Raw genomic sequence first — 19,699 nt, forward strand, 5'->3', positions numbered from 1 at the left:
GAGGAACGCGCAGGTAGGACGGATCCGGAGACGAGCGCGCCGACGGCGCCGAGGTCGCGTCCGGCGGCCAGGGCGGCGCGCAGGGACGCGGCGCAGCGCGACCGCGGCGGGCTGCAGGTCGGCGGTGAGCGCGGCGCCGAGCGCCTTGGCGTCCCCGGCGGCGAGCGCGGCCATCAGTTCCGCCGACGCCGCAGGCGGTTCCCCGGGCGCCGCCGGCCACGGGACGTCGACGCCTCGCTCGGCGCGGAGCCGCGCATTCGGCGTAGACGGGCGGGGGTGGACAGGCCGCCGTCGGCGGTCGCGAACACCCAGTGGAAGGTGCCGCGGGCTGCGGCGGGGGCGAGGCGCTCGCCGCGTCCGGTGCCGACGGCGGTGCCGCCCAGCAGCGCGAACGGGACGTCGCTGCCGAGGTCCGCGGCGAGTTCGAGCAGGTCGCGCGGGTGAGGGCGGGCGCGGCGGGGTCGTCCCAGAGGCGGGCGCAGGCGACAGCGCGGCGGCGGCGTGTCGGCGCTGCCGCCCGCCATCCCGCCCGCGACCGGGATCGCCTTGCGGATCCGCAGGGCGACGCGGGGCGCCGCGCCGAGCCGTCGGCGACCGAGCCGGGCGGCGCGGGCGGCGAGGTTGCCGTCGCCGGTCGGGACGCCGTCGATCGCGACGCGGGAGCCGGGCGCGGCCTCGACGGCGATCCGCAGGTCGTCCGCGGGTTCGGCGGTGACCTCGTCGAACAGCGACACGGCGTGGAAGACGTTGACGAGGTCGTGGTAGCCGTCGTCGCGCAGCGGGCCGACGCCGAGCTGGAGGTTGACCTTGGCGGGGACGCGCACGCTCACCGGATTCACGTCACCGAACCCTATGGGACGTCCGGTGCGTGCGCGCACTCCGCCGGGCGTGTCAGCCCCCGCTGGTGACGGGGAGGTTGCGGGGGTTGAAGTACGGGGCGGTGGCGAGCTCGCGCAGCGCGGACACCGCGTGCTCGTCGCCGGTGACCGCGTAGCGGTGCCGCTCGTCGCGGGGGCCGTCGGCGCGTTCGTCGGAGTTGAAGTAGACGACGGCCTTGACCTGCGGGTTCTGGAGGGTCTCGGCGGCGGAGCGGAGCCATTCGGCGCGGCGCTCGCCGTAGGAGCGGGGCACCCCGAACTCGGCGATCATGATGGGCTTGGCGCGGTCGTCGGCCCAGTCCATGAACGGCTTGAGCGAGTCGGACAGGTCCTGGTAGTCGAAGTCGCCGCTCGGACGGGCGTCGGCGCAGATCCAGTCGACGTGCGCGTCGCCCGGGTAGTAGGCGCCCGCGTCGCGCGTCCCGAAACCGCGGGCGGTGGGGCACCAGACCCAGGCGACGTTGTCGACCTTCTCCTCGGCGAACACCTTCCGCATGTGCTTCCAGGCGGCGATGAAGTCGGCCGGGGAGTGGACGCGTTCCTCCTCGGTGAGCTCGTCCATGTCGCGGGACCAGCGCAGGAACACCGGCTTGCCGAGCTTCTTGATCGCGCGGGCGCGGTCGCGGACCAGTTCGTCGAAGCGGCCCTGGACGATCTCGCGGGTGTCGCCGCCGTCCCAGGTCAGCAGCAGGTGGCGGTCGGACCGGGCGACCTCGGCGGCGAGGCCGCCGGGGAAGCCGTCCTGCCAGCCGTGGTAGGTCTGCACGATGTCGAGGCGGCGGCCGAGGTCGCCCTCGAACCCCGTGACGTCCGACATCTCGGGCTTGTCGGCGTCCGGCGCTCCGCTCCCGCTTCCGGACGAACTCGGGCTCGGGCTCACACTCGCGGACGGGCTCGCGGACGGACTCTCGGACGGTTCGGGGCTCGCGCTCCCGTCTCCGCCGTCTCCGCCGTCGCCCTCGTCGCCCTCGTCGCCGCCGGAGACCGGGGTGCCGGGCAGCCAGGCGCCGAAGTACGCGCCCTGCTCCGGGGGGACGGGCGCGACGCCGGCCCGCGCCGTCGTCGTGATGTCGGGGGCCGCGCCCGCGCCGTCAGAGCATCCCGCCGCGACCGTCCCGGTGAGTCCCGCCACCGCGATCAGGGCCGTCGCCACGACCGGGATCCTCGCCCGCGCCGTCCGCGAACGCGCCTTCACCATCGTCCTCCGACTCATCCGGGTCCGCTGCGTCCCCGGGGGCCGCCGCCGGGGGATCGTGATCTTGGGGGGCTCCGCCCCGCCCTGAAGGACCATACTCGGCAATCCGGGCAAAGGAGGCCACGTCCAGAGCTTCGCCCCGCGCCCGCGGATCGACGCCCGCCGCCCGCAGCGCCTCCTCGGCCGCCGCGGCCGACCCCGCCCAGCCCGCGAGGGCCGCCCGCAGCGTCTTGCGCCGCTGCGCGAACGCGGCGTCCACCACGGCGAACACCTGCTCACGGGTGGCGTTCGCGGGCGGCGGCTCCCGCCGGGTGAACGCGACGAGACCGGAATCGACGTTCGGGACGGGCCAGAACACCGCGCGCCCGACGGGGCCAGCGCGGCGCGCGTCCCCGTACCAGGCGAGCTTCACCGACGGCACCCCGTAGATCTTGCCGCCGGGCTCGGCGACCATCCGGTCGGCGACCTCGGCCTGCACCATGACCAGCGCCTTCTCCAGGGACGGCAGCGCCGCCAGCAGGTTCAGCACGACCGGCACCGCCACGTTGTACGGGAGGTTCGCGACCAGCGCCGTGGGGGCCGGGCCGGGCACCGCTGTGATCTTCATCGCGTCGGCCCGGACGACCTCCAGCCGGTCCGCGAGTTCGGGCGCGCGCGCCGCCGCCGTCGCGGGCAGCTCGCCCGCCAGGACGGGGTCGATCTCCACCGCGACGACCCGCCGGACCTCCGGCAGCAGCGCCAGCGTCAGCGAGCCGAGCCCCGGCCCGACCTCGATCACGACGTCGCCGGGGTCGAGCCGCGCCGCGCGGACGATCCGGCGCACGGTGTTGGCGTCGATCACGAAGTTCTGGCCGAGCGTCTTCGTCGGCCGCACGCCGAGCCGTCCCGCCAGCTCCCGGACGTCGGCCGGCCCGAGCAGTCCCCGCGTCTCCCCCATCCCACGATTGTCTCAGCAGCCGCGCCCTCCCCCGGCCGCCCGCGGCCACGATCGGTGGGAACGCTCCCGCACCGGACGGCGTCAGACGACCATGCGCCGCAGCCTCCGCCTCGTGCTCATCGGCATCCCCGTCCTGATCATCGCCCTGTGGGGCGCCTACACGGGCGTCATCGCGTACACGTTCGCGGCCGGGGAGAAAGCGACCGCTTCGGTCGAGTCGTGCGGCGTCGGCGGGACGACCAACGGCCGCCGGAGTTCCGGAAGCTGCCACGGCACCTGGCGCACCGAGGGCGGCGAGACCGGCCGGGGCCAGATCTACAACCTGAACGTCCGCGAGGCCGCGGGCGAGACCGTCCAGGTGCGGATCGGGCCGCTCGGACCGTACGCGAACGGGTGGGAGCGGGCCTGGATCATGCCGGTCGTCTCCGGCGGATTCATCCTGCTCGCCCTGATCGCCTACATCGTGATACTCCGCTGGAAGAAGGTCTTCCACCGCCTGAAGCTCGCCGAGTCGATCACCGACGAGCCGGACGGCCTGATCGTCACGGACGCCGGGGTGCGCCGCCCCGACGGGACGCCGCACGCGCTCGTCCGGCGCCTGGAGGGCCCGCCGCCCGGCCACGAGCGCCTCGACCTGCCCGGCCGGACGGAACGTCACGACGAACTGGCCGGGCCCGGACGCACCGTCTTCCAGTCCGTCCTCGACGCGGACGAGCGCCCGCTGATGATCCTCGAACACCGTTCGGACCGGAAGCTGCACCCCGAGACCGTCCTGCTCGACACGTCCGGCGCCCCGGCGATGCTCGTCCGCCGGGTGGGCGACATGGAGTTCCGCCTGCTGGACCCCGCGGGCGCCGAACTCGGTTCCGCCCGGCCGCCCGGCCGCGCCCGCGTCCAGACGCTGGAGGTGCGGGACGCGGGCGGGACGCCGGTCGCCGTGGCCGTCGGGAAGCGGAACGAGTGGCTGCTGCGGATCGAGGTGGACGCGCCCGCGCCGCTGCGCGATGCTGCGCTCGTCCTCGCCCTCGTCCAGACCCGCACCGCCTACTGAACCGCCCGCCGGCCCCCTGCCGACCCGCTGCTGAGGAGCACCCCCCATGTCGTCCTCACCCGAGCCGCCCATAACGTCCGTCATCAAGCCCCGTACGTCCATGCGCAAGGTCCTGACGGGGATCGCCGTCGTCCTGTTCTGCGCCTGGGCGGTCTACCCGGCGATCCTCACGTACACGTTCCACTTCGGGGAGAAGGCGACCGCGACCGTCGCCGAATGCGACCTGGGCGGCAACGCCAGGGGCCGCAGCGCCCGCAACCAGGACACCTGCCGCGGCACGTGGCGCACCGAGGGCGGGAAGACCGGCGAAGGGGAGATCTACAACCTCGACGCGCCCGACGCGGAAGGCCGGACGTTCGCGGTGCGCATCGGCCCGCTCGGCCCGTACGCGCACGGCTGGGAGCGGGCGTGGCCCGCGCCCGCCGTCGCCGCGGGGCCGCTCCTGGTCCTCTGGCTCCTCTGCTACTTCGCCTACCGGATGGTCTACCTGCCATCGCAGAAGGCCGCCGCGGAGATGTTCGCGGCGCCCGGCGCGCTCGTCGTCGCCCTCGACGCCGTCGTCCGTCCGGACGGCACCCGGCACGCCTCCGTCGAAAAGCTGCCGGGACCGCCGCCCGGCCACCGCGAACTCGACGTGCCCGGCCGTCCCCCGAACGAGGCCGACCAGGTCACGCTCGGCAAGAAGAAGGACAGCAAGCGCCTGTACCAGGTCCTCAACGACGCCGACGGGCGGCCGCTCATGTACCTGGAGCACCGTTCCGACCGCGGCCTGCAGCCCGAGACCGTGCTCCGCGACCCGTCGGGCGTCCCGTACCTGCTGGCCCGCCGCGAGGGCGAGCACATGCTCTCCCACCGGCTGCTCGACGCCGCGGGCACCGAACTCGCGATCGTCAAGCCGATCACGCCGAAGTCGCTGCGGCAGCTCACCCTCCGGGACGCCGACGGCGACCTCGCCCTCAGCGCGGCCCGCCGGCACGGCGCCTGGGTGCTGAAGCCGGAGACGATCGCGTCGCCGGAACTGCGCGACGGCCTGATCGCCCTCCTCCTCGCCCGGTACAACGACATCGAGTGACTCCGGGCCGTGGCACCCGCGCACCCGGCCCGCGCCGCCGTCCCCGCCTCGAATCACCCCCGTCTACCGAGGAGACCCCCGATGCCGTCCTCCCCCGGGCCCGCACCGTCCGCCGAACCGGCGGCCGCCGGGCCGCAGCACCGCAAGTCCAGGGCCAAGACCATCCTCACCACGCTCGCCGTCGTCGCGTTCTGCGGGTGGGCCGTCTACCCCGTGATCCTCACGTACACGTTCTACCTGGGCGAGAAGGCGACCGCGTCCGTCACCGAATGCGAGGTGGGCAGCCCGGGATACGGGCGCGCCACCGGCGACCCGGACATCTGCCGCGGCACGTGGCGCACCGAGGGCGGCGGGACCGGCGACGGCGAGATCTACAACCTCGACCCGACCAAGGCCGAAGGCCGGACGTTCGAGGTGCGGGTCGGTCCGCTGGGCCCGTACGCGCACGGGTGGGGCCGGGCGTGGCTCGGGCCGCTCCTCGGCGCGGTGCCGCTGCTGATCTTCGTGGCGGTCGAGATCATGTTCTACCGGGGCATCCTGCGGCCCGGCCGGAAACTCGCCGACTCGCTGCTCGCCGCGCCCGGGGCGCTGCTGGTCTCCGACGACAAGACCCGCCACGCCGACGGCACGCCGCACACGTTCGTCCGGAACCTGCCGGAGGCCCCGCCCGGCCACCGGCGCCTCGACCTGCCCGGCCGGGAGCGGCGGCAGGACAAGGACGCGGTCCCGAAGGGCGGCCGCACCTTCTACCAGTCGGTGGTGGACGCCGACGAGCGGCCGCTGATGCTGCTGGAGCACCGCTCGGACGAGCGGCTGGAGCCGGAGACCGTGCTGCTCGACCCGTCCGGCAACCCGCGGCTGCTCCTCCGCCGGATCGACGGGACCCGGTTCCGGATCCTGGACCCCGCCGGTGCCGAACTCGGGTCGGCCCGGCCCGCCGACAGCGCCCGGATCCTCAGCCTGGAGGTGTGGGACGCCGACGAGAAGATGGTCGCCGAGGCCGCCGGGCGCGGGCTCATGACGTGGGTGCTGCGCATCGAGGAGGACGCGGCGCCGCCGCTGCGCGACGCCGCGCTCGCCCTCGCGTTCGTCAAGCTCCGCAGCCTCTACTGAGGTGGCGCGCGTGAACCGGGCGCGGCTCGTCGCGATCACGCTGCTCGTCGTCGTCATGGTCGGCCCGGCGATCTGGCCCGCCGTCCTGGCGTACACGTTCGCCTTCGGCGAGAAGGGCACCGCGACGGTTTCCGAGTGCGTGACCAGGAGCAGCGGGCGCAGTACGGCGACGACCTGCCGCGGCGCCTGGCGCACCGACGGCGGGGCACGCGACGGGGGCAAGATCGGCGGCCTCGACCCCGACACCCCGGACGGGGCGACGGTCCCGGTGCGGATCGGGCCGATCGGCCCCTACGCGAACGGCTGGTCGTCGAGGACGTATCCCGCGCTGATACCGCCCCTGATCACCACGGTGCCGTTGCTCCTCGCCGTGCCGCTGATCGTCCGGATGCGGCGCGGCATCGGCCGCCGGGGACGCAGGCTCGCCGACTCCCTGCTCGCCGGGCCCGGCGCACTCCTGGTGTCCCGCGACGCGGTCCGCCGCCCCGACGGGTCCCCGTACGCCGTGCTGCGCGCGTCGTCCGGTCCCGGGCCCGGCGCCCGCCGCCTCGACCTGCCGGGACGCCCCGAACGGGCGCACCGGCCGATGCCGGGGACCGTGCCGGACGAGCCGTCCGTCGAGTTCGAGGCCCTGCAGGACCCGGACGGGCGGACGCTGATGTTCTGCGAACATCGCACCGACGCGCGGTTCGAGCCCGAGATCGTCCTGCTCGCCCCGGACGGGACGGCGCGGCTGCTCGTCCGCCGCGAGGCGCCGCACCCGCTCGTCTACCGGCTGCTGGACCCGTCGGGCGCCGTGCTCGGCTCCGCCCGGACGCGACCGGCATCGGGACGCTCGCGGTCGCCGACGCCGCCGGGACGCGCGTGGCCGCCGCGGGCGTGCGCGGGCGCGACTGGGTGCTGCGGGCGGAGGAGACGGCGCCCGAACCGCTGCGCGACGCCGCGCTCGTCGTCGTCCTCGCCCAGTACCGCACCCGGGACTTCACCTGACCGGAACCGGCCCCGAGAGGCCCGGGGCGGCCGCCGCCCCTACGCTTCCCGATCATGGTGTGGCGGCGGTATCTCCTCTTTTGCGTGCTCGCGATCGCGGTCGTTCTCGCAGTCTTCTGGCCGGCGATGATGGTGTGGACGTACACCGCCGGAGAGAAGGCCACCGCGACGATCACGGACTGCGGCAGGATCACGTCCGGGGGCAAGACCACGACCCAGACGGAGTACTGCAAGGCCACCTGGTCGGTCGAGGGCGGCGGGCGCGGCGAGGGCTCCGTCTACGGCCAGGACGCCGACACGCCCGACGGCGCCCGCGTCCCCCTGCACATCGGCCCGATGGGCCCCTACGCGGGCGGCATCACCGACCAGTACCCGCTCTTCGTTCCCCTCGCCGTCCTGATCGTCCTCTGCGGCCTCGGCACGGCGCGGACGGTGCGGCGGGCGGCGTCCGGCCGGGCCACCGCCCGCGAACTGCTGGACGCGCCGGACGGGACGCGGCTCGTCGTCACCCGGCGCAAGGCGACCGTTCCGGACGGCGGCCCGCACGCCGTACTGCGCCGTGCCGAACCGCCGGACGGCTACACGCGTCCGGCGCCGCACGGTCTCCACATGTCGGAGGCGAAGCTCCTCCTGGAGCCCCTGCGGCTCGTCGGCAAGGCCCTCGACCCGCAGGGCATCGCGGCGCTGAACGACCCGTCCGGCCGCCCGCTGCTGTTCGTCGACCACCACGTCCGCCGGCACATGAGCCCCGAGTACGTGCTGGCCGACCCGTCCGGGAGAACGCGTCTGGTGATCCGGCGGACCCGCTGGAGCCCGCGCGCCTACACCCTCACCGACCCGGACGGCGTGCAGGTCGGGGCGGTGGACGGGCGCGGGCCGGGCGTACTGGAGGTCACCGACGCCGCGGGGACGCGCGTGGCGACGGCCGCGTGCCGCGGACGGTCGTGGGCGCTGCGCTCCGAACCGTCCGCCCATCCGCTCCTGCGGGACGCGGCCCTCGTGGTCGCCTTCCTCCAGTACCGCCTCGGCGACTGACGGCGACGCGGCCGGCCCCGGTCACCAGGGGCCGAACGCGCGCTCCCCGTTCGCCGCGATCGCGCTGCACAACTCGTCGACGCCGACGCCCTTGATCTCGGCCATCGCGCGGACGGTGTGCGGGATCAGGTAGGACGCGTTGGGCTTGCCGCGGTGCGGGACGGGCGTGAGGAACGGCGCGTCCGTCTCGACGAGGATCAGGTCGAGGGGCGCGACGCGCAGCGCCTCGCGCAGCGGCTCCGCGTTCTTGAACGTGACGTTCCCGGCGAAGCTCATCAGGTACCCGTTCTCCGTGCAGACCTCCGCCATCGCGGCGTCCCCGGAGTAGCAGTGGAACACGACCGTTTCGGGCGCGCCCTCGTCCTTGAGGACCGCCAGGACGTCGTCGTGGGCCTCCCGGTCGTGGATCACCAGGGCCTTGCCGGTGCGCTTGGCGATGCCGATGTGCGCGCGGAACGAGCGGTGCTGGTCGTCCTTGGGCGCCCAGTCGCGGTAGTAGTCCAGGCCGGTCTCGCCGATGGCGCGCACCTTCGGGTGCGCGGCCATCGCCTCGATGTCGGCCAGGACGGCGTCGGAGATCCCCGTCGTCTCGTTCGGGTGGACCGCCACGCCCGCGTACACGTCGTCGAACTCGCCGGCGGCCTCCACGGCGAACCGGGACGACGGCAGGTCGCAGCCGATCGTGACGATCCGGGCGATGCCCGCCGCCTTCGCGGCGGCGACCTGCTCGTCCACCGGCGTCTCGACGATGTCGAGGTGGCAGTGGCTGTCGAAGACGTCGACCGGGAGCCGGTCGGGCAGCGGCGCGTACGAGCGCGCCGCCTGCCCGCCGCTGCTCACGCGCCCTCCAGCCGGGCGAGCTCCTCGTCGACCATCGACTCGTCCAGCTTCTTGAACAGCGGCGTCGGCTTGGCCAGCGGGACGCCCGGACGCACCGGCCGCGACTCCCAGCGGGCCCGCGCGCGTCGTAGTCGCCGGTGAGGACCCGGTAGTCGGGGCCGCCGTCCTCCGACACGTCCTGCAGTTCCGGCATGCCGCTCCACACGCCCTCGCCGCCGAGCATCTCGTACACCTTCTGCGACGAGTTCGGCAGGAACGGGGTGAGCAGCGTCTTCGCGTCGTCCACCACCTGGAGGGCGGTGTGCAGGATCGACTGGACGCGCGCCGGGTCGTCCTTCAGCTTCCAGGGCGCCTGGTCGGACAGGTACTTGTTGGCGTCGCGGACGACGTCGAGCGCCTCGGTGATCGCGTTCTTGAACCGGGACCGTTCGAGTTCGGCGCCGACGGCCGCGAAGGCGCTCCGGCTGCGCTCCATCAGCGCCCGGTCCGCGTCGTTCAGGTCACCGGGCTCGGGGACGGCACCGTAGTTCTTCGCGGCCATGTTCACCGACCGGTTGACCAGGTTGCCCCACGCCGCGACCAGTTCGTCGTTGTTGCGGCGGCGGAACTCCGACCAGGTGAAGTCGGTGTCCTGGTTCTCGGGGCCCGCGACGGCGACGTAGTAGCGCAGCGCGTCCACGTCGTAGCGCTCGATGAAGTCCTTCACGTAGATGACGATCTGGCGGGACGAGGAGAACTTCTTCCCCTCCATCGTCAGGAACTCGGACGACACCACCTCGGTCGGGACGTTCAGGGCGCCCAGCGACCCGGGCTCGCCGCCCTTGTCGCCCAGCCCGCTGTAGCCGTACAGCATCGCGGGCCAGATCTCGGAGTGGAAGACGATGTTGTCCTTGCCCATGAAGTAGTACGACAGGGCGTCCGGGTCCTGCCACCAGCCGCGCCACAGGTCCGGGTCGCCCTGCCGCCGCGCCCACTCGACGGACGCCGAGAAGTAGCCGACGACCGCGTCGAACCACACGTACAGCTTCTTGTTCGGGTTGTCGCGCCACCCGTCCAGCGGGATCGGGACGCCCCAGTCGAGGTCGCGGCTGATCGCGCGCGGCTGCAGGTCGTCCAGCAGGTTCAGCGAGAACTTCAGGACGTTCGGCCGCCACAGCCCCTGCTTGCCGCGCAGGTACTCGCCGAGGACGTCGGTGAACGCGGGCAGGTCGAGCATGAAGTGCTCGGTCTCGATGAACTTCGGCTTCTCGCCGTTGATCCGGCTGACCGGGTTGATCAGGTCGATCGGGTCGAGCTGGTTGCCGCAGTTGTCGCACTGGTCGCCGCGCGCGCCGTCGTACCCGCAGATCGGGCAGGTGCCCTCGATGTACCGGTCGGGCAGCGTCCGTCCGGTCGACGGGGAGATCGCCCCCATCGTCTCCTTCGGGAAGATGTACCCGTTGTCGTACAGGCCCTTGAAGATCTCCTGGACGACCGCATAGTGGTTGCGGGTCGAGGTCCGGGTGAACAGGTCGTAGGACATGCCGAGCCCGTGCAGGTCCTCGGCGATCACGCGGTTGTACCGGTCGGCGAGTTCGCGGGCGGTCACGCCCTCCTTGTCGGCCTGCACCTGGATCGGGGTGCCGTGCTCGTCGGTGCCGCTCACCATCAGGACCTTGTTGCCCGCCATCCGCTGGTAGCGGCTGAACATGTCGGCGGGCAGCGCGAAACCGGAGACGTGCCCGATGTGACGGGGCCCGTTGGCGTACGGCCAGGCGGGCGCGGTCAGGATGTGTCGGCTTGACGAGGACATGAAATCAAGGGTAGTCGCCGTGCGCCCTCGGGATCGCACGGTTATCCCCCGGCTATAGCCTGGTTCGGCGTTCCCGCCGCACGAACCGAACGACCCGAAGGCAGAAAACGGACATGCCCCAGACGACGACAGGCGAAGCCGATCGACGGGCCGAGGGCGACGCCGAACCGTCCCGCCGCCCCGCCGCACGGCTGCTCGCCCGCGTCCGCCGCACCCGGCGCGTCGTCTGGCTCGCCCTGCTGGTCGCCGCGTCCGCCGTCGGCGTCCAGTACGTCCTGCTGACGCCGCCGCTGTACTTCGACCCGCACTACGTGTGGCTCGCGGCCCGCCGGTGGCCCGACATCCCGCTGGACCAGTGGCCGTTCTACGAGGTCCCGCACCAGGTCACCCGCATCGGTCTCGTGCTGCCCGCGCGGCTCGTCATCACGGTCCTCGGAGACGGGCAGGCCGCGTACTTCACCGTCGCGGCCCTCGGCGGCGTCGCGTTCTTCACCGGCACCTACCTGGTCGTCCGCTCCCTGTTCGGGGACGTCGCGGGCCTCGCCGCCACCGCGGTGCTGCTCGTCCACCCGTTCTTCACGCTGACGAACCCGTACGGGCAGGAGATCACCTGGTCGACCGGCGTGGTGCTGCCCGACATGCCGGGCGCCGGGCTGTTCGCGCTCGGGATGGCCGCGCTGGTCGTCGCGAGCCGCCGCGCCGGGCGGCGCCAGACCCGCTGGCTGATCGTCGTGGGCCTGCTGATGGCGTCGGCGTTCCTCGTCCGCGAGTTCCTGGCGTTCCTGTTCCTCGCGATCCCCGCCTACCTGGCGCTGCTGCGGATCCCGTGGCGGCGCAACGTCACGGTCGCGATCCCGATGCTCGGGGTGCTGGCGTTCAACCTCGTCCAACAACCTGATCGTGTGGGGCTCCCCGCTGGCCGGGCTGTCGTCGGCCGCCACGCACGGCGGCAAGTCCCGCGACTACGTGACGCGCGAACTCGCGGCCCGCTCGTTCCTGCGCGCGATGCACGACTGGCACCCGCTCGGGACGGTCTTCGTCGTGGCGCTCGCGCTCACGATCGTCGGCTGGGCCGTCACCCGCGACCGCCGCCTCGCGCTCGTCCTCGTCTGGTTCGCGACCCTCGCCGTCCCGCTCACGGTCTGCGCGGGCGTCCTCGACCCGAACGACATCAAGCTCCGCGCGTGGCTCGTCCGGTACTGGTTCGCCGTCATGCCCGCCCTGCTCGCGGGCGGCTTCGGCTCCCTGATCCTGCTGTACCGGACGATCCCGCCCGCGTGGACCGCGCGCCTGCGGCTGCGCGTCGCCGCGCCCGTCCTCGCGGTCGCGCTCGGCGCCGCGTACACGGTCGCCGCCGTCCAGGCCGTCCCGGGCCTGCCCCGCGACAAGGCGTGGGGGGAGCTGCGCGGCTACCTCGCCGCCAACGACGCCGGCATCGACCTGATCGTCACCGACCGCCGCCTCGCCCAGACCCTCGTCTTCTACACGAAGGACGTCTGGGGCGACCGCACCTGGCACGGCGAGATCCGCGACTGGCCCCACTACTCCCCGCAGATCCCGCGCACCGCCTACGAGGGCCCGATGCTCTACACCCGCTGGCGCGGCATGGAGTCGCAGATCGGCTACGGCTGGAGCCCCTCCCCCGCCGAAGGCTGGCGGCTCATGTGGAAGTCGAGCGACGGCGTCCTCCAGCTCTGGAACCCGCCCGGGGACCGGCCGGGGAACTAGCCGCGGGCCCAGGCGACCCAGTTGCCTTCGGGGGTGCGGCGGCTGTCGACGACCTCCCAGCCGGACGGTGCGCCGCCGGGCCAGGAATCGGTGGCGGGGACGTCGCCGCGCCACGCCAGGACGATCATGTCGGCGTCCTGCGGCGGCGGGGTCCAGCGGGAGTCGAAGAGGGTGCCCTCGCTCCACCACGCCCAGTAGTAGTGCGACAGCCGCATCGTCCAGGGGACGTTCCAGTCGACGGCGATCGCGTCCCGGGGGCGCAGCGCGACGCTGCCGCGCAGGTCGGTCTCGGCGGTCTGCTCGGCGACGAGCGGACGGGCGATCCGGTCGACCGCCGTGACGTTCATCGCCAGGGCGACGGCGGCGAGGACGGCGGCCAGCACCGGCGGGCCGTGCCTGGGCAGCAGGACGGCGGCCGCCGCGGCGGCCAGGATCGCCAGGCCCGCGAGGGTGGCGTGCCAGAGGTGGAAGGAGTCCCAGTCCCAGGTGAGGAAGGACGTCTCGGGGAAGTCGTAGATCGTGAACGTGTACTCGCTCAGCAGGTCGCCCGCGTACCACTGGACGACGCACGCGGCGAGCACCGTCAGCGCGGCGGCGGACGCCACGGCCCACGGGAGCGTTCTCCGGCGGGGCGCGCGCAGCAGGACCGCGACACCGGCCATGAACAGGACCGGGGTGACGTACGCCAGGTAGCGTCCGTACACGTAGTTGCCGATGCGGTACTCGACGGGGAGCGCGGCGGACGTCGCGACCGCCGTCCCCGCGACGGTCGCGAGCACCGCGAGCGCCAGGACCCGCACCGGCGGGGACGCGCCCCGGCGGACGACGACGTACCCGGCGGCGGCCAGGCCGATCGCGGCGACGCCGCCGGTCGCGACGGCCTGGTACCAGACCTGGCCGGTGCCCAGCGACAGCGTCCAGCCCAGGCCGTCCACGGTGGTGAACCGCTCGACGAGGTTGCCGCCGAGGTCGTTGTCGCCCGCCGGATACAGGTTCGGGATGATCACGACCCGGTTCAGCAGCGCCCCCGCGAGCGCCGCGGCGGCGGCGACGGACCCGGCGAGGATCGTCGCGCGCCACGACCGGCGGCGCAGCAGCGCCCCCGCCAGCAGGACGACCGCGTGGACGACGAGCAGGATCGCGCCCCGGCTGTGCGAGGCGTAGGCGAACCCGACGAGCAGCGACCCGCCCGTCCCGTACAGCGCGAGCCGGACGCACGGGCCGCGGCCCTCCGGGTCCCGCGGGGCCGCCAGCCACGCGTGCGCGACCAGCAGCCAGCCGACGACGAGCACGGGCAGGATCGCGTCGGTGAGCACGAACAGGGAGTAGAACAGCACCCCGGGCAGCAGCGCGGTGACGTGCGCGAACAGGTAGGCGGGACGCGCCGCGACGCCCAGCCTGCGCAGCAGCAGGAACGCCAGCGGGAGCATCGCCGCGCTGATCAGCGCGTTGATGACGAGCGCGCCCCGGTAGACGGTGACGGGGTCGTCGCCGATCCAGAGCGCGGGGAGCAGCAGCAGCGGGTATCCGGCGCGGTAGACGGTCCCGTAGGACATGTCGGCGCCGGGGCCGCCGGTCAGGACGCGCGCCGCGAACAGGTACCCCGACTCGTCCGGTGTCGCGACCGGCAGCGTCTGCCCGGACGCGAGCCACACCCGGACGCCGACCTGCGCGAGCCAGCCGAGGACGAACGCCAGGGCCCAGCGGCGGCGGGAGCGGCGGGACCGCTCCGCCTCCGGCGGGCCCGCGGGCTCCGCCGGGCGGCGCGTGACGGTCACCGACGCGCCGTCCGAGCTCATGGACGTCCCGCCCCCCGGCCGTCGCGCCGGACGGTGCCGGTCGGTGGTGCTTCGGCCGGGGAACGGTCGCTCAGGTAAGGAAAGTCCATGGCCGTCCCAGCCTGTCACAGTACGGGCGGGGGTTCGGCCCCGGTCCGCGAAACGCTCAGCAAGTTCTCTGCCCGCGGTGAGCGACCTTTCAGGATCGCCCCCCGGCCGGGCCCGGCCGGGCCGACGTCAGGCGGAGGTCTCGCCGTCCGCGCCGTCCGCTTCCTTGCCGGACGTGCCGGACGTGCCGGACGTGGCGGACGTGGCGGCGGCCTTGGGCTCGGCGGTCTCGGGCGCGTCCCCGGCCTCGGCGGCCTTGCGCTCCCGCGCCTCCCGGTGGGCGGCGGCGTCGACGACGCCCGCGGCCTCCTCGGCCGGGTCCGTCATCGGCGGGTGCTGGCGGCGGCGGATCCCGAGGATGCTGATGAACGCGGTCCCGAACAGGGCCTGGAGGCTCATGACCAGCGCGGTCGCGGCCGGGACGACGATGCGCAGCGACTCGCGCGGGTCGAGCTCGCCGAAGTCGTTGACGCGCCAGTGCAGCAGGGACGCGACGAGGCCCGCGAGGCCCGCGACGGCGAGCAGCCCGCTGACCATCAGGCCGCGTTCGAGGCTCCACCAGTTGATGAGGCGCTTCACCCGCCGGTCGTCCGGCAGGAAGCCCTCCTGCATCGCGTAGACCTTCGTGAGCACCGCGAACACCACCGCCTGGAAGCCGATCACCATGGCGGCGCCCGCGCCGACGAGGGTGTCGACGTCGAACGCGACGTCGCCGACCGTCACCGGACCGGTGGAAAGCGCGATCCCGGCGATCAATCCGAGCGTCATAAAGACGAGACCGGGGATCAGGAAGAGCCAGCGGGGGCTGTAGAGGGTGAGGAAACGCAGATGACGCCAACCGTCGCGCCAGGTGTTGAGGTGCGGGGCGCGGGTCCGCCCGTCCGGCGACAGCGTCGTCGGGACCTCGCGGATGTCGTAGCCCTGCAGGGTCGCCTTGACGACCATCTCGCTGGCGAACTCCATGCCGCCGGTCTGCAGGCCGAGCCGCATGATCGATTCCTTGTTGAAGGCGCGCAGCCCGCAGTGGAAGTCGGCGATCTTGCTGCGGAAGAACAGCCGCCCGATGAAGCTCAGCACCGGGTTGCCCAGGTAGCGGTGCAGCGGCGGCATGGCGCCGGGCGCGATCCCGCCCTTGAACCGGTTGCCCATGACGAGGTCGGCGCCCTCGCGCAGCTCGTCCAGGAACGGGCCGAGGGTCGTGAAGTCGTAGGAGTCGTCGGCGTCGCCCATCGCGACGTAGCGGCCGCGCGCGGCGGCGATGCCGCCCATCAGCGCGTTGCCGTACCCCTTGTCGACGACGGGGACGACGCGCGCCCCCGCGTCGCGGGCGAGCTGCTGGCTGCCGTCGGTGCTGCCGTTGTCGGCGATGACGACCTCGCCGTCGATGCCGTTCTCGTCGAGGAAGCCGACCGTCTTACGGACGCAGGTCTCGATCGTCTCGGCTTCGTTCAGACACGGCATCACTACGGAGAGTTCCACCTGATCTCCTTCGTTTCCCCGGTGACCGTCTGCGGTACGTTCGACTACCCTCTTGATTTCCCGCGCTCGGCCTTTTCGTTCCCGAATGATGCCTGCCGGGGGCGGTCATGAGGGCGGGTCCGCGCAAGACCACCCGTATCGTGTTGCGCGTTCGCAACCGAACGACCCTCTCCGCCACGGTCGCGGGCGGCAGGCTAGGACGTCAAGCATACGGGCACGACGGCCGGGAAGGGGTGGGTCCGCTGTGACGCGCGCCGGAGACGGCCGGACGACCGGACCGGGTGCCCGACGGCATAGGGGAGGTACGCCAGTGGCGGGTCGATCGCCGCGCGACACCGGACGGGACGAGGCCGTGCCGGGCGCCGAACGCGACCGCGCGGGCGACTCCCAGACGACCGCGGGCGAGCCCGTGACCAGCGGGAACAGCGGTTCGCGCGGTGCCGTGGCGGGGACCGCGGCAGGCGACGCGCCGGGCGCCGCCCGGGCGGGTTCGGCGACCGGCCCGCAGGGCGACACGCCGAGGGCCGCGACGTCCGTCCTGGAGATGGACGAGGTCCGCGACGACACGATCGACGCGCCCGCGGATCCGGCGGAGAAAGACGCCGACACGCCGGACGACGCCGATTCGGCCCGTCCGAAACGCGGATTCGGGCTGTGGGCGTGGGTCCGCCGGAACCCGACGTTCGGTGTGATCATTGTCATGGGGGCGCTGCTGCGCCTGACGGCGATGGCCGGCTACCGGCCGGTGATGTTCTTCAACGACAGCTTCGACTACCTGCACGTCGCGATGGAGCCGCACCCGCATCCGCTGCGGCCCGACGGCTACGGGTTCCTGCTGATCCTGCTGAAGCCGTTCCACAGCTTCGCGCTGGTGTCGGCCGTCCAGCACCTGATGGGGCTGGCCATGGGCGTGATGATCTACGCCCTGCTGCACCGCCGGTTCCGGCTGCCCGGCTGGGGCGCGGCGATCGCCGCGGCGCCCGTCCTGCTGGACGCCTACCAGATCCAGCTCGAACACCTCGTGCTGTCCGACACGATGTTCTCGTTCCTGGTGATGGCGGCGGTGACGCTCCTGCTGTGGCGGGACCGGCCGAGCTGGAAGATCGCCGCGGCGGTCGGGCTGATCGTCGGGTTCTCCTGGCTGACCCGGACGGTCGGCATGCCCGTCCTCATCGGCGTGCTCACGTACATGCTGATCCGGCGGAGCGGCTGGAAGCTCATGGCGGTGACGGCGGCGGCCTGCATGCTGCCCGTCCTGTCGTACATGTCCTGGTACAAGGTCGAGACCGGCAAGTTCGCGATGACCGAGAGCACGGGCATCTTCCTTTACGCCCGCGTCTACAAGTTCGCCGACTGCCACGAGATCCCGGACCTGCCCGTCCGCCAGTACCCGCTGTGCACGGAGCCGGAGAACCGGCTCGCCAAGTCGCAGGACGGCATCTGGAACGCCGCCTCGCCGCTGAACCGCTACCCCGGCCAGCGGTTCAGCCCCGAGAACAACGAACTCGCGAACGACTACGCCAAGCGCGTCATCTTCGCCCAGCCGTTCGACTACGTGAAGGTCGTCCTCGGCGACTTCTTCCGGGTCTTCCAGTGGGACCGGACCGTCTTCCCCGACAAGGCCACCTACGACCAGTACGAGTTCTGGGACGAGCGCGACGGCAACTCGCGCCCGCTGCCGAACTGGCGGATGGACGGCGACTCGATCGCGGCCGCCGAGGCCAAGGAGTACGAGAACGGCAACGCCGAGACCCACACGGTCGAGCCGTTCGCCGGCGCGATCCGCGGCTACCAGGACGTCTTCTACCTGCGCGGCACGATGGTCGGCGGCATCCTGCTGATCGGCCTCGCCGGGCTGATCCCGCTGTGGCGGCGGCTCGGCGGCCGCGCGTTCCTGCCCTGGACGCTCGCGACCGGCCTGCTGCTGGCCCCCGCCGCGACCGCCGAGTTCGACTACCGGTACGTCCTGCCCGCCGTGCCGCTCGCCGCCCTCGCCGCCGGAATGGCCTTCACCCCGGAGGTCCGCGAGTCCGTCCGGGGCTCCGCCCGCCGAGTCGGCGAGTCCGTCCGAGGCGCGACCCGCCGCGTCCGCCGAACCGGCACCCCCGACCCCACGAAGTAGCCCCGGCCCCGCCGCTTCCGTTGACCTGCGGCGTGTTGCCCTTATTCGGCCGCCTATAAGGGCAACACGCCGCAGATCAACGTTAGGGCGGGCGGGCGCGGCTACCAGGCGTGGATGCGGCGGAGGTGGTAGACCAGCGCCACGTCCGTGTCCGTGTTGGGGCGGGCCTCGGGGATCGCGGCGACGCGGCGGTTGCGGGAGGCGATCGCCTTGACGTTCTGGCTCTGGCACTTGGGGCAGGCGCGGTCGGACCAGGGCGTGGTGCACGGCTGCCCGCCGCGCTCGTACGTCACGAGTTCGGTGCCGTGCCCGTCGCCGAAGTGACGGATCTCGATCTGCTCGTCCCAGGTCGTCGAGCAGTGCAGACATTCGAACGTCCACACCTCACGGCTGGACCATGCATCATGCACGACCTTCACCCCCTCCGGAGACGATGTTCACCACGTCCATGGTGACTCTCCCCGGACGCCCCTCATAGGTGTGCCGTACCCGGAATTACGGTTTTGGAGCGTTCCAGCGGTGACGATTACCTGGCGCCCGCGCTCCCCCGACGCCCCCTGATCCGGCGACCGCTCACCTGTCGGCGGCGCGGGCCCGCACGACCGCGTCGTACACCACCGCGCGGGGCACTCCGTTCTCCTTGGCGATCTCCGCGACGGCCCGGTTGCGGCGCGTCCCGGTCGACTCGCGGGCCGCGACGGCGGCGGCGAGGTCCGCCGGGGTCGGTCAGCCCGGCGGGTTCGGGGGCGCCGCCGACGACGACGGTGATCTCGCCGCGCACGCCGCCCCGGGCCCAGTCGGCGAGGTCGCCGAGGGGGCCGCGGCGGACCTCCTCGTAGGTCTTGGTGAGCTCGCGGCAGACGGCGGCCGGACGGTCCGCGCCGAAGGCCGCGGCCATCGCGTCGAGGGCCGCCTCGATGCGGTGCGTGGACTCGAAGAACACCATCGTGCGCGGCTCTTCCGCGAGCGCGGCGAGCCGCCGGGCCCGCTCGCCGTCCTTGCGCGGCGGGAACCCCTCGAAGCAGAACCGGTCGGTGGGCAGCCCGGACAGGACGAGCGCGGTGGTGACGGCGGACGGGCCGGGCAGCACCGACACCGGGACGTCCGCGGCGACGGCCGCGCGGACCAGCCGGTAGCCGGGGTCGGACACCCCGGGCATCCCCGCGTCGGTGATCACCAGGACGTCCCGTCCGGCGAGGAGTTCCGACAGCAGTTCGTCGGCGCGCGTCTTCTCGTTCTGGTCGAAGTACGACACGACGCGTCCGCCCGGTTCGACGCCGAGGTCGCCCGCGAGGCGGCGCAGCCGCCGGGTGTCCTCGGCGGCGATCACCGGCGCGGCGGCGAGCGCCGCGCGGAGCCGGGAGGAGGCGTCCTCGGGCCGTCCGATGGGCGCGGCGGCGAGCAGCAGGGTTCCCGTCACGGGTCCATTGTCCCACCGTCGCCCCGTCCGGCCGTTCCGCCCGGTCGGATCACGACCGCCCGTACGATGGGCGCCATGGCGACGACGGAACTGCCGCCCGCACCGGCCCGCGCGGTCCGGCGGCGGCCGAACTCCTGCGGGAGTGGCTCGCCCCGGCGATC

13 protein-coding genes and 4 pseudogenes are annotated in these 19,699 nt (G+C 73.3%); 8 read left to right on the plus strand and 9 right to left on the minus strand.

Annotated elements, in window-relative coordinates:
* Positions 1-173 precede the first annotated feature (173 nt).
* The 3 genes and pseudogenes from BJF79_RS40305 to rsmA all read right to left on the minus strand — a co-directional run.
* Entirely contained in the window at positions 174-830 is a 657-nt protein-coding gene (locus BJF79_RS40305; RefSeq protein WP_187357129.1) for a hypothetical protein, read from the minus strand.
* Between the two features lie 61 nt (positions 831-891).
* Positions 892-2,031 carry a glycoside hydrolase family 26 protein gene (locus tag BJF79_RS40310; RefSeq protein ID WP_262403289.1) on the minus strand — a complete coding sequence of 380 codons (1,140 nt, stop codon included), beginning with the start codon at positions 2,029-2,031 and terminating at the stop codon, positions 892-894.
* A gap of 130 nt (positions 2,032-2,161) precedes the next feature.
* A pseudogene (rsmA, locus tag BJF79_RS40315) lies at positions 2,162-3,010 on the minus strand (16S rRNA (adenine(1518)-N(6)/adenine(1519)-N(6))-dimethyltransferase RsmA); the annotation flags it as partial.
* 91 nt (positions 3,011-3,101) lie between these two features.
* On the opposite strand from rsmA, the gene BJF79_RS40320 reads away from it, so the two are divergent.
* The 5 genes from BJF79_RS40320 to BJF79_RS40340 all read left to right on the plus strand — a co-directional run bounded on the left by BJF79_RS40320 (position 3,102) and on the right by BJF79_RS40340 (position 8,271).
* Entirely contained in the window at positions 3,102-4,061 is a 960-nt protein-coding gene (locus tag BJF79_RS40320) for a hypothetical protein (protein WP_075905314.1), read from the plus strand.
* A 46-nt stretch (positions 4,062-4,107) separates the two neighbouring features.
* Positions 4,108-5,133 carry a hypothetical protein gene (locus BJF79_RS40325; RefSeq protein WP_143220821.1) on the plus strand — a complete coding sequence of 342 codons (1,026 nt, stop codon included), beginning with the start codon at positions 4,108-4,110 and terminating at the stop codon, positions 5,131-5,133.
* A gap of 81 nt (positions 5,134-5,214) precedes the next feature.
* Positions 5,215-6,246 (plus strand): hypothetical protein, encoded by a 1,032-nt coding sequence (locus BJF79_RS40330; protein ID WP_075905318.1) that lies wholly within the window; start codon positions 5,215-5,217, stop codon positions 6,244-6,246.
* Between the two features lie 10 nt (positions 6,247-6,256).
* A complete protein-coding gene (locus BJF79_RS40335) occupies positions 6,257-7,366 on the plus strand; it encodes a hypothetical protein (RefSeq protein WP_143220822.1) in 1,110 nt (369 codons plus the stop codon).
* A complete protein-coding gene (locus tag BJF79_RS40340) occupies positions 7,321-8,271 on the plus strand; it encodes a hypothetical protein (protein ID WP_075905322.1) in 951 nt (316 codons plus the stop codon). Before BJF79_RS40335 ends, BJF79_RS40340 begins: the two co-directional genes overlap by 46 nt.
* 21 nt (positions 8,272-8,292) lie before the next feature.
* On the opposite strand, the gene BJF79_RS40345 is transcribed toward BJF79_RS40340, so the two are convergent.
* A complete protein-coding gene (locus tag BJF79_RS40345) occupies positions 8,293-9,111 on the minus strand; it encodes a TatD family hydrolase (RefSeq protein ID WP_075905324.1) in 819 nt (272 codons plus the stop codon).
* Positions 9,108-10,903, minus strand: a pseudogene (gene metG, locus BJF79_RS40350) (methionine--tRNA ligase). The gene BJF79_RS40345 and the pseudogene metG overlap by 4 nt, the downstream one beginning before the upstream one ends.
* A gap of 113 nt (positions 10,904-11,016) precedes the next feature.
* On the opposite strand from metG, the pseudogene BJF79_RS63960 reads away from it, so the two are divergent.
* Together BJF79_RS63960 and BJF79_RS63965 are read left to right on the plus strand one after the other, a co-directional pair.
* Positions 11,017-11,721: pseudogene (locus BJF79_RS63960) on the plus strand (glycosyltransferase family 39 protein); the annotation flags it as partial.
* An 82-nt stretch (positions 11,722-11,803) separates the two neighbouring features.
* Positions 11,804-12,631 (plus strand): hypothetical protein, encoded by an 828-nt coding sequence (locus BJF79_RS63965; protein ID WP_075905326.1) that lies wholly within the window; start codon positions 11,804-11,806, stop codon positions 12,629-12,631.
* Here the strand turns inward: BJF79_RS63965 and BJF79_RS40365 are convergent.
* Positions 12,628-14,430 (minus strand): hypothetical protein, encoded by a 1,803-nt coding sequence (locus BJF79_RS40365; protein WP_075905328.1) that lies wholly within the window; start codon positions 14,428-14,430, stop codon positions 12,628-12,630. The two genes, BJF79_RS63965 and BJF79_RS40365, sit on opposite strands and share 4 nt — an antisense overlap.
* A gap of 216 nt (positions 14,431-14,646) precedes the next feature.
* On the minus strand, positions 14,647-15,996 hold the full coding sequence (locus tag BJF79_RS40370; protein ID WP_262403290.1) for a glycosyltransferase family 2 protein: 1,350 nt from the start codon (positions 15,994-15,996) through the stop codon (positions 14,647-14,649).
* Positions 15,997-16,306: 310 nt separating this feature from the next.
* Here BJF79_RS40370 and BJF79_RS40375 point away from each other — a divergent pair, with 310 nt between their 5' ends.
* Positions 16,307-18,118, plus strand: a complete 1,812-nt coding sequence (locus tag BJF79_RS40375) for a hypothetical protein (RefSeq protein WP_187357130.1) — start codon at positions 16,307-16,309, stop codon at positions 18,116-18,118.
* Between the two features lie 101 nt (positions 18,119-18,219).
* Here BJF79_RS40375 and BJF79_RS40380 read toward each other — a convergent pair whose 3' ends face one another.
* Together BJF79_RS40380 and rsmI are read right to left on the minus strand one after the other, a co-directional pair.
* Positions 18,220-18,528: a hypothetical protein gene (locus BJF79_RS40380; RefSeq protein WP_143220823.1), complete on the minus strand. Its 309-nt coding sequence runs from the start codon at positions 18,526-18,528 to the stop codon at positions 18,220-18,222.
* Positions 18,529-18,691: 163 nt separating this feature from the next.
* A pseudogene (gene rsmI / locus BJF79_RS40385) lies at positions 18,692-19,538 on the minus strand (16S rRNA (cytidine(1402)-2'-O)-methyltransferase).
* Between the last annotated feature and the right edge of the window lie 161 nt (positions 19,539-19,699).

The organism is Actinomadura sp. CNU-125 (assembly GCF_001942465.1).
Lineage (GTDB): Bacteria > Actinomycetota > Actinomycetes > Streptosporangiales > Streptosporangiaceae > Spirillospora.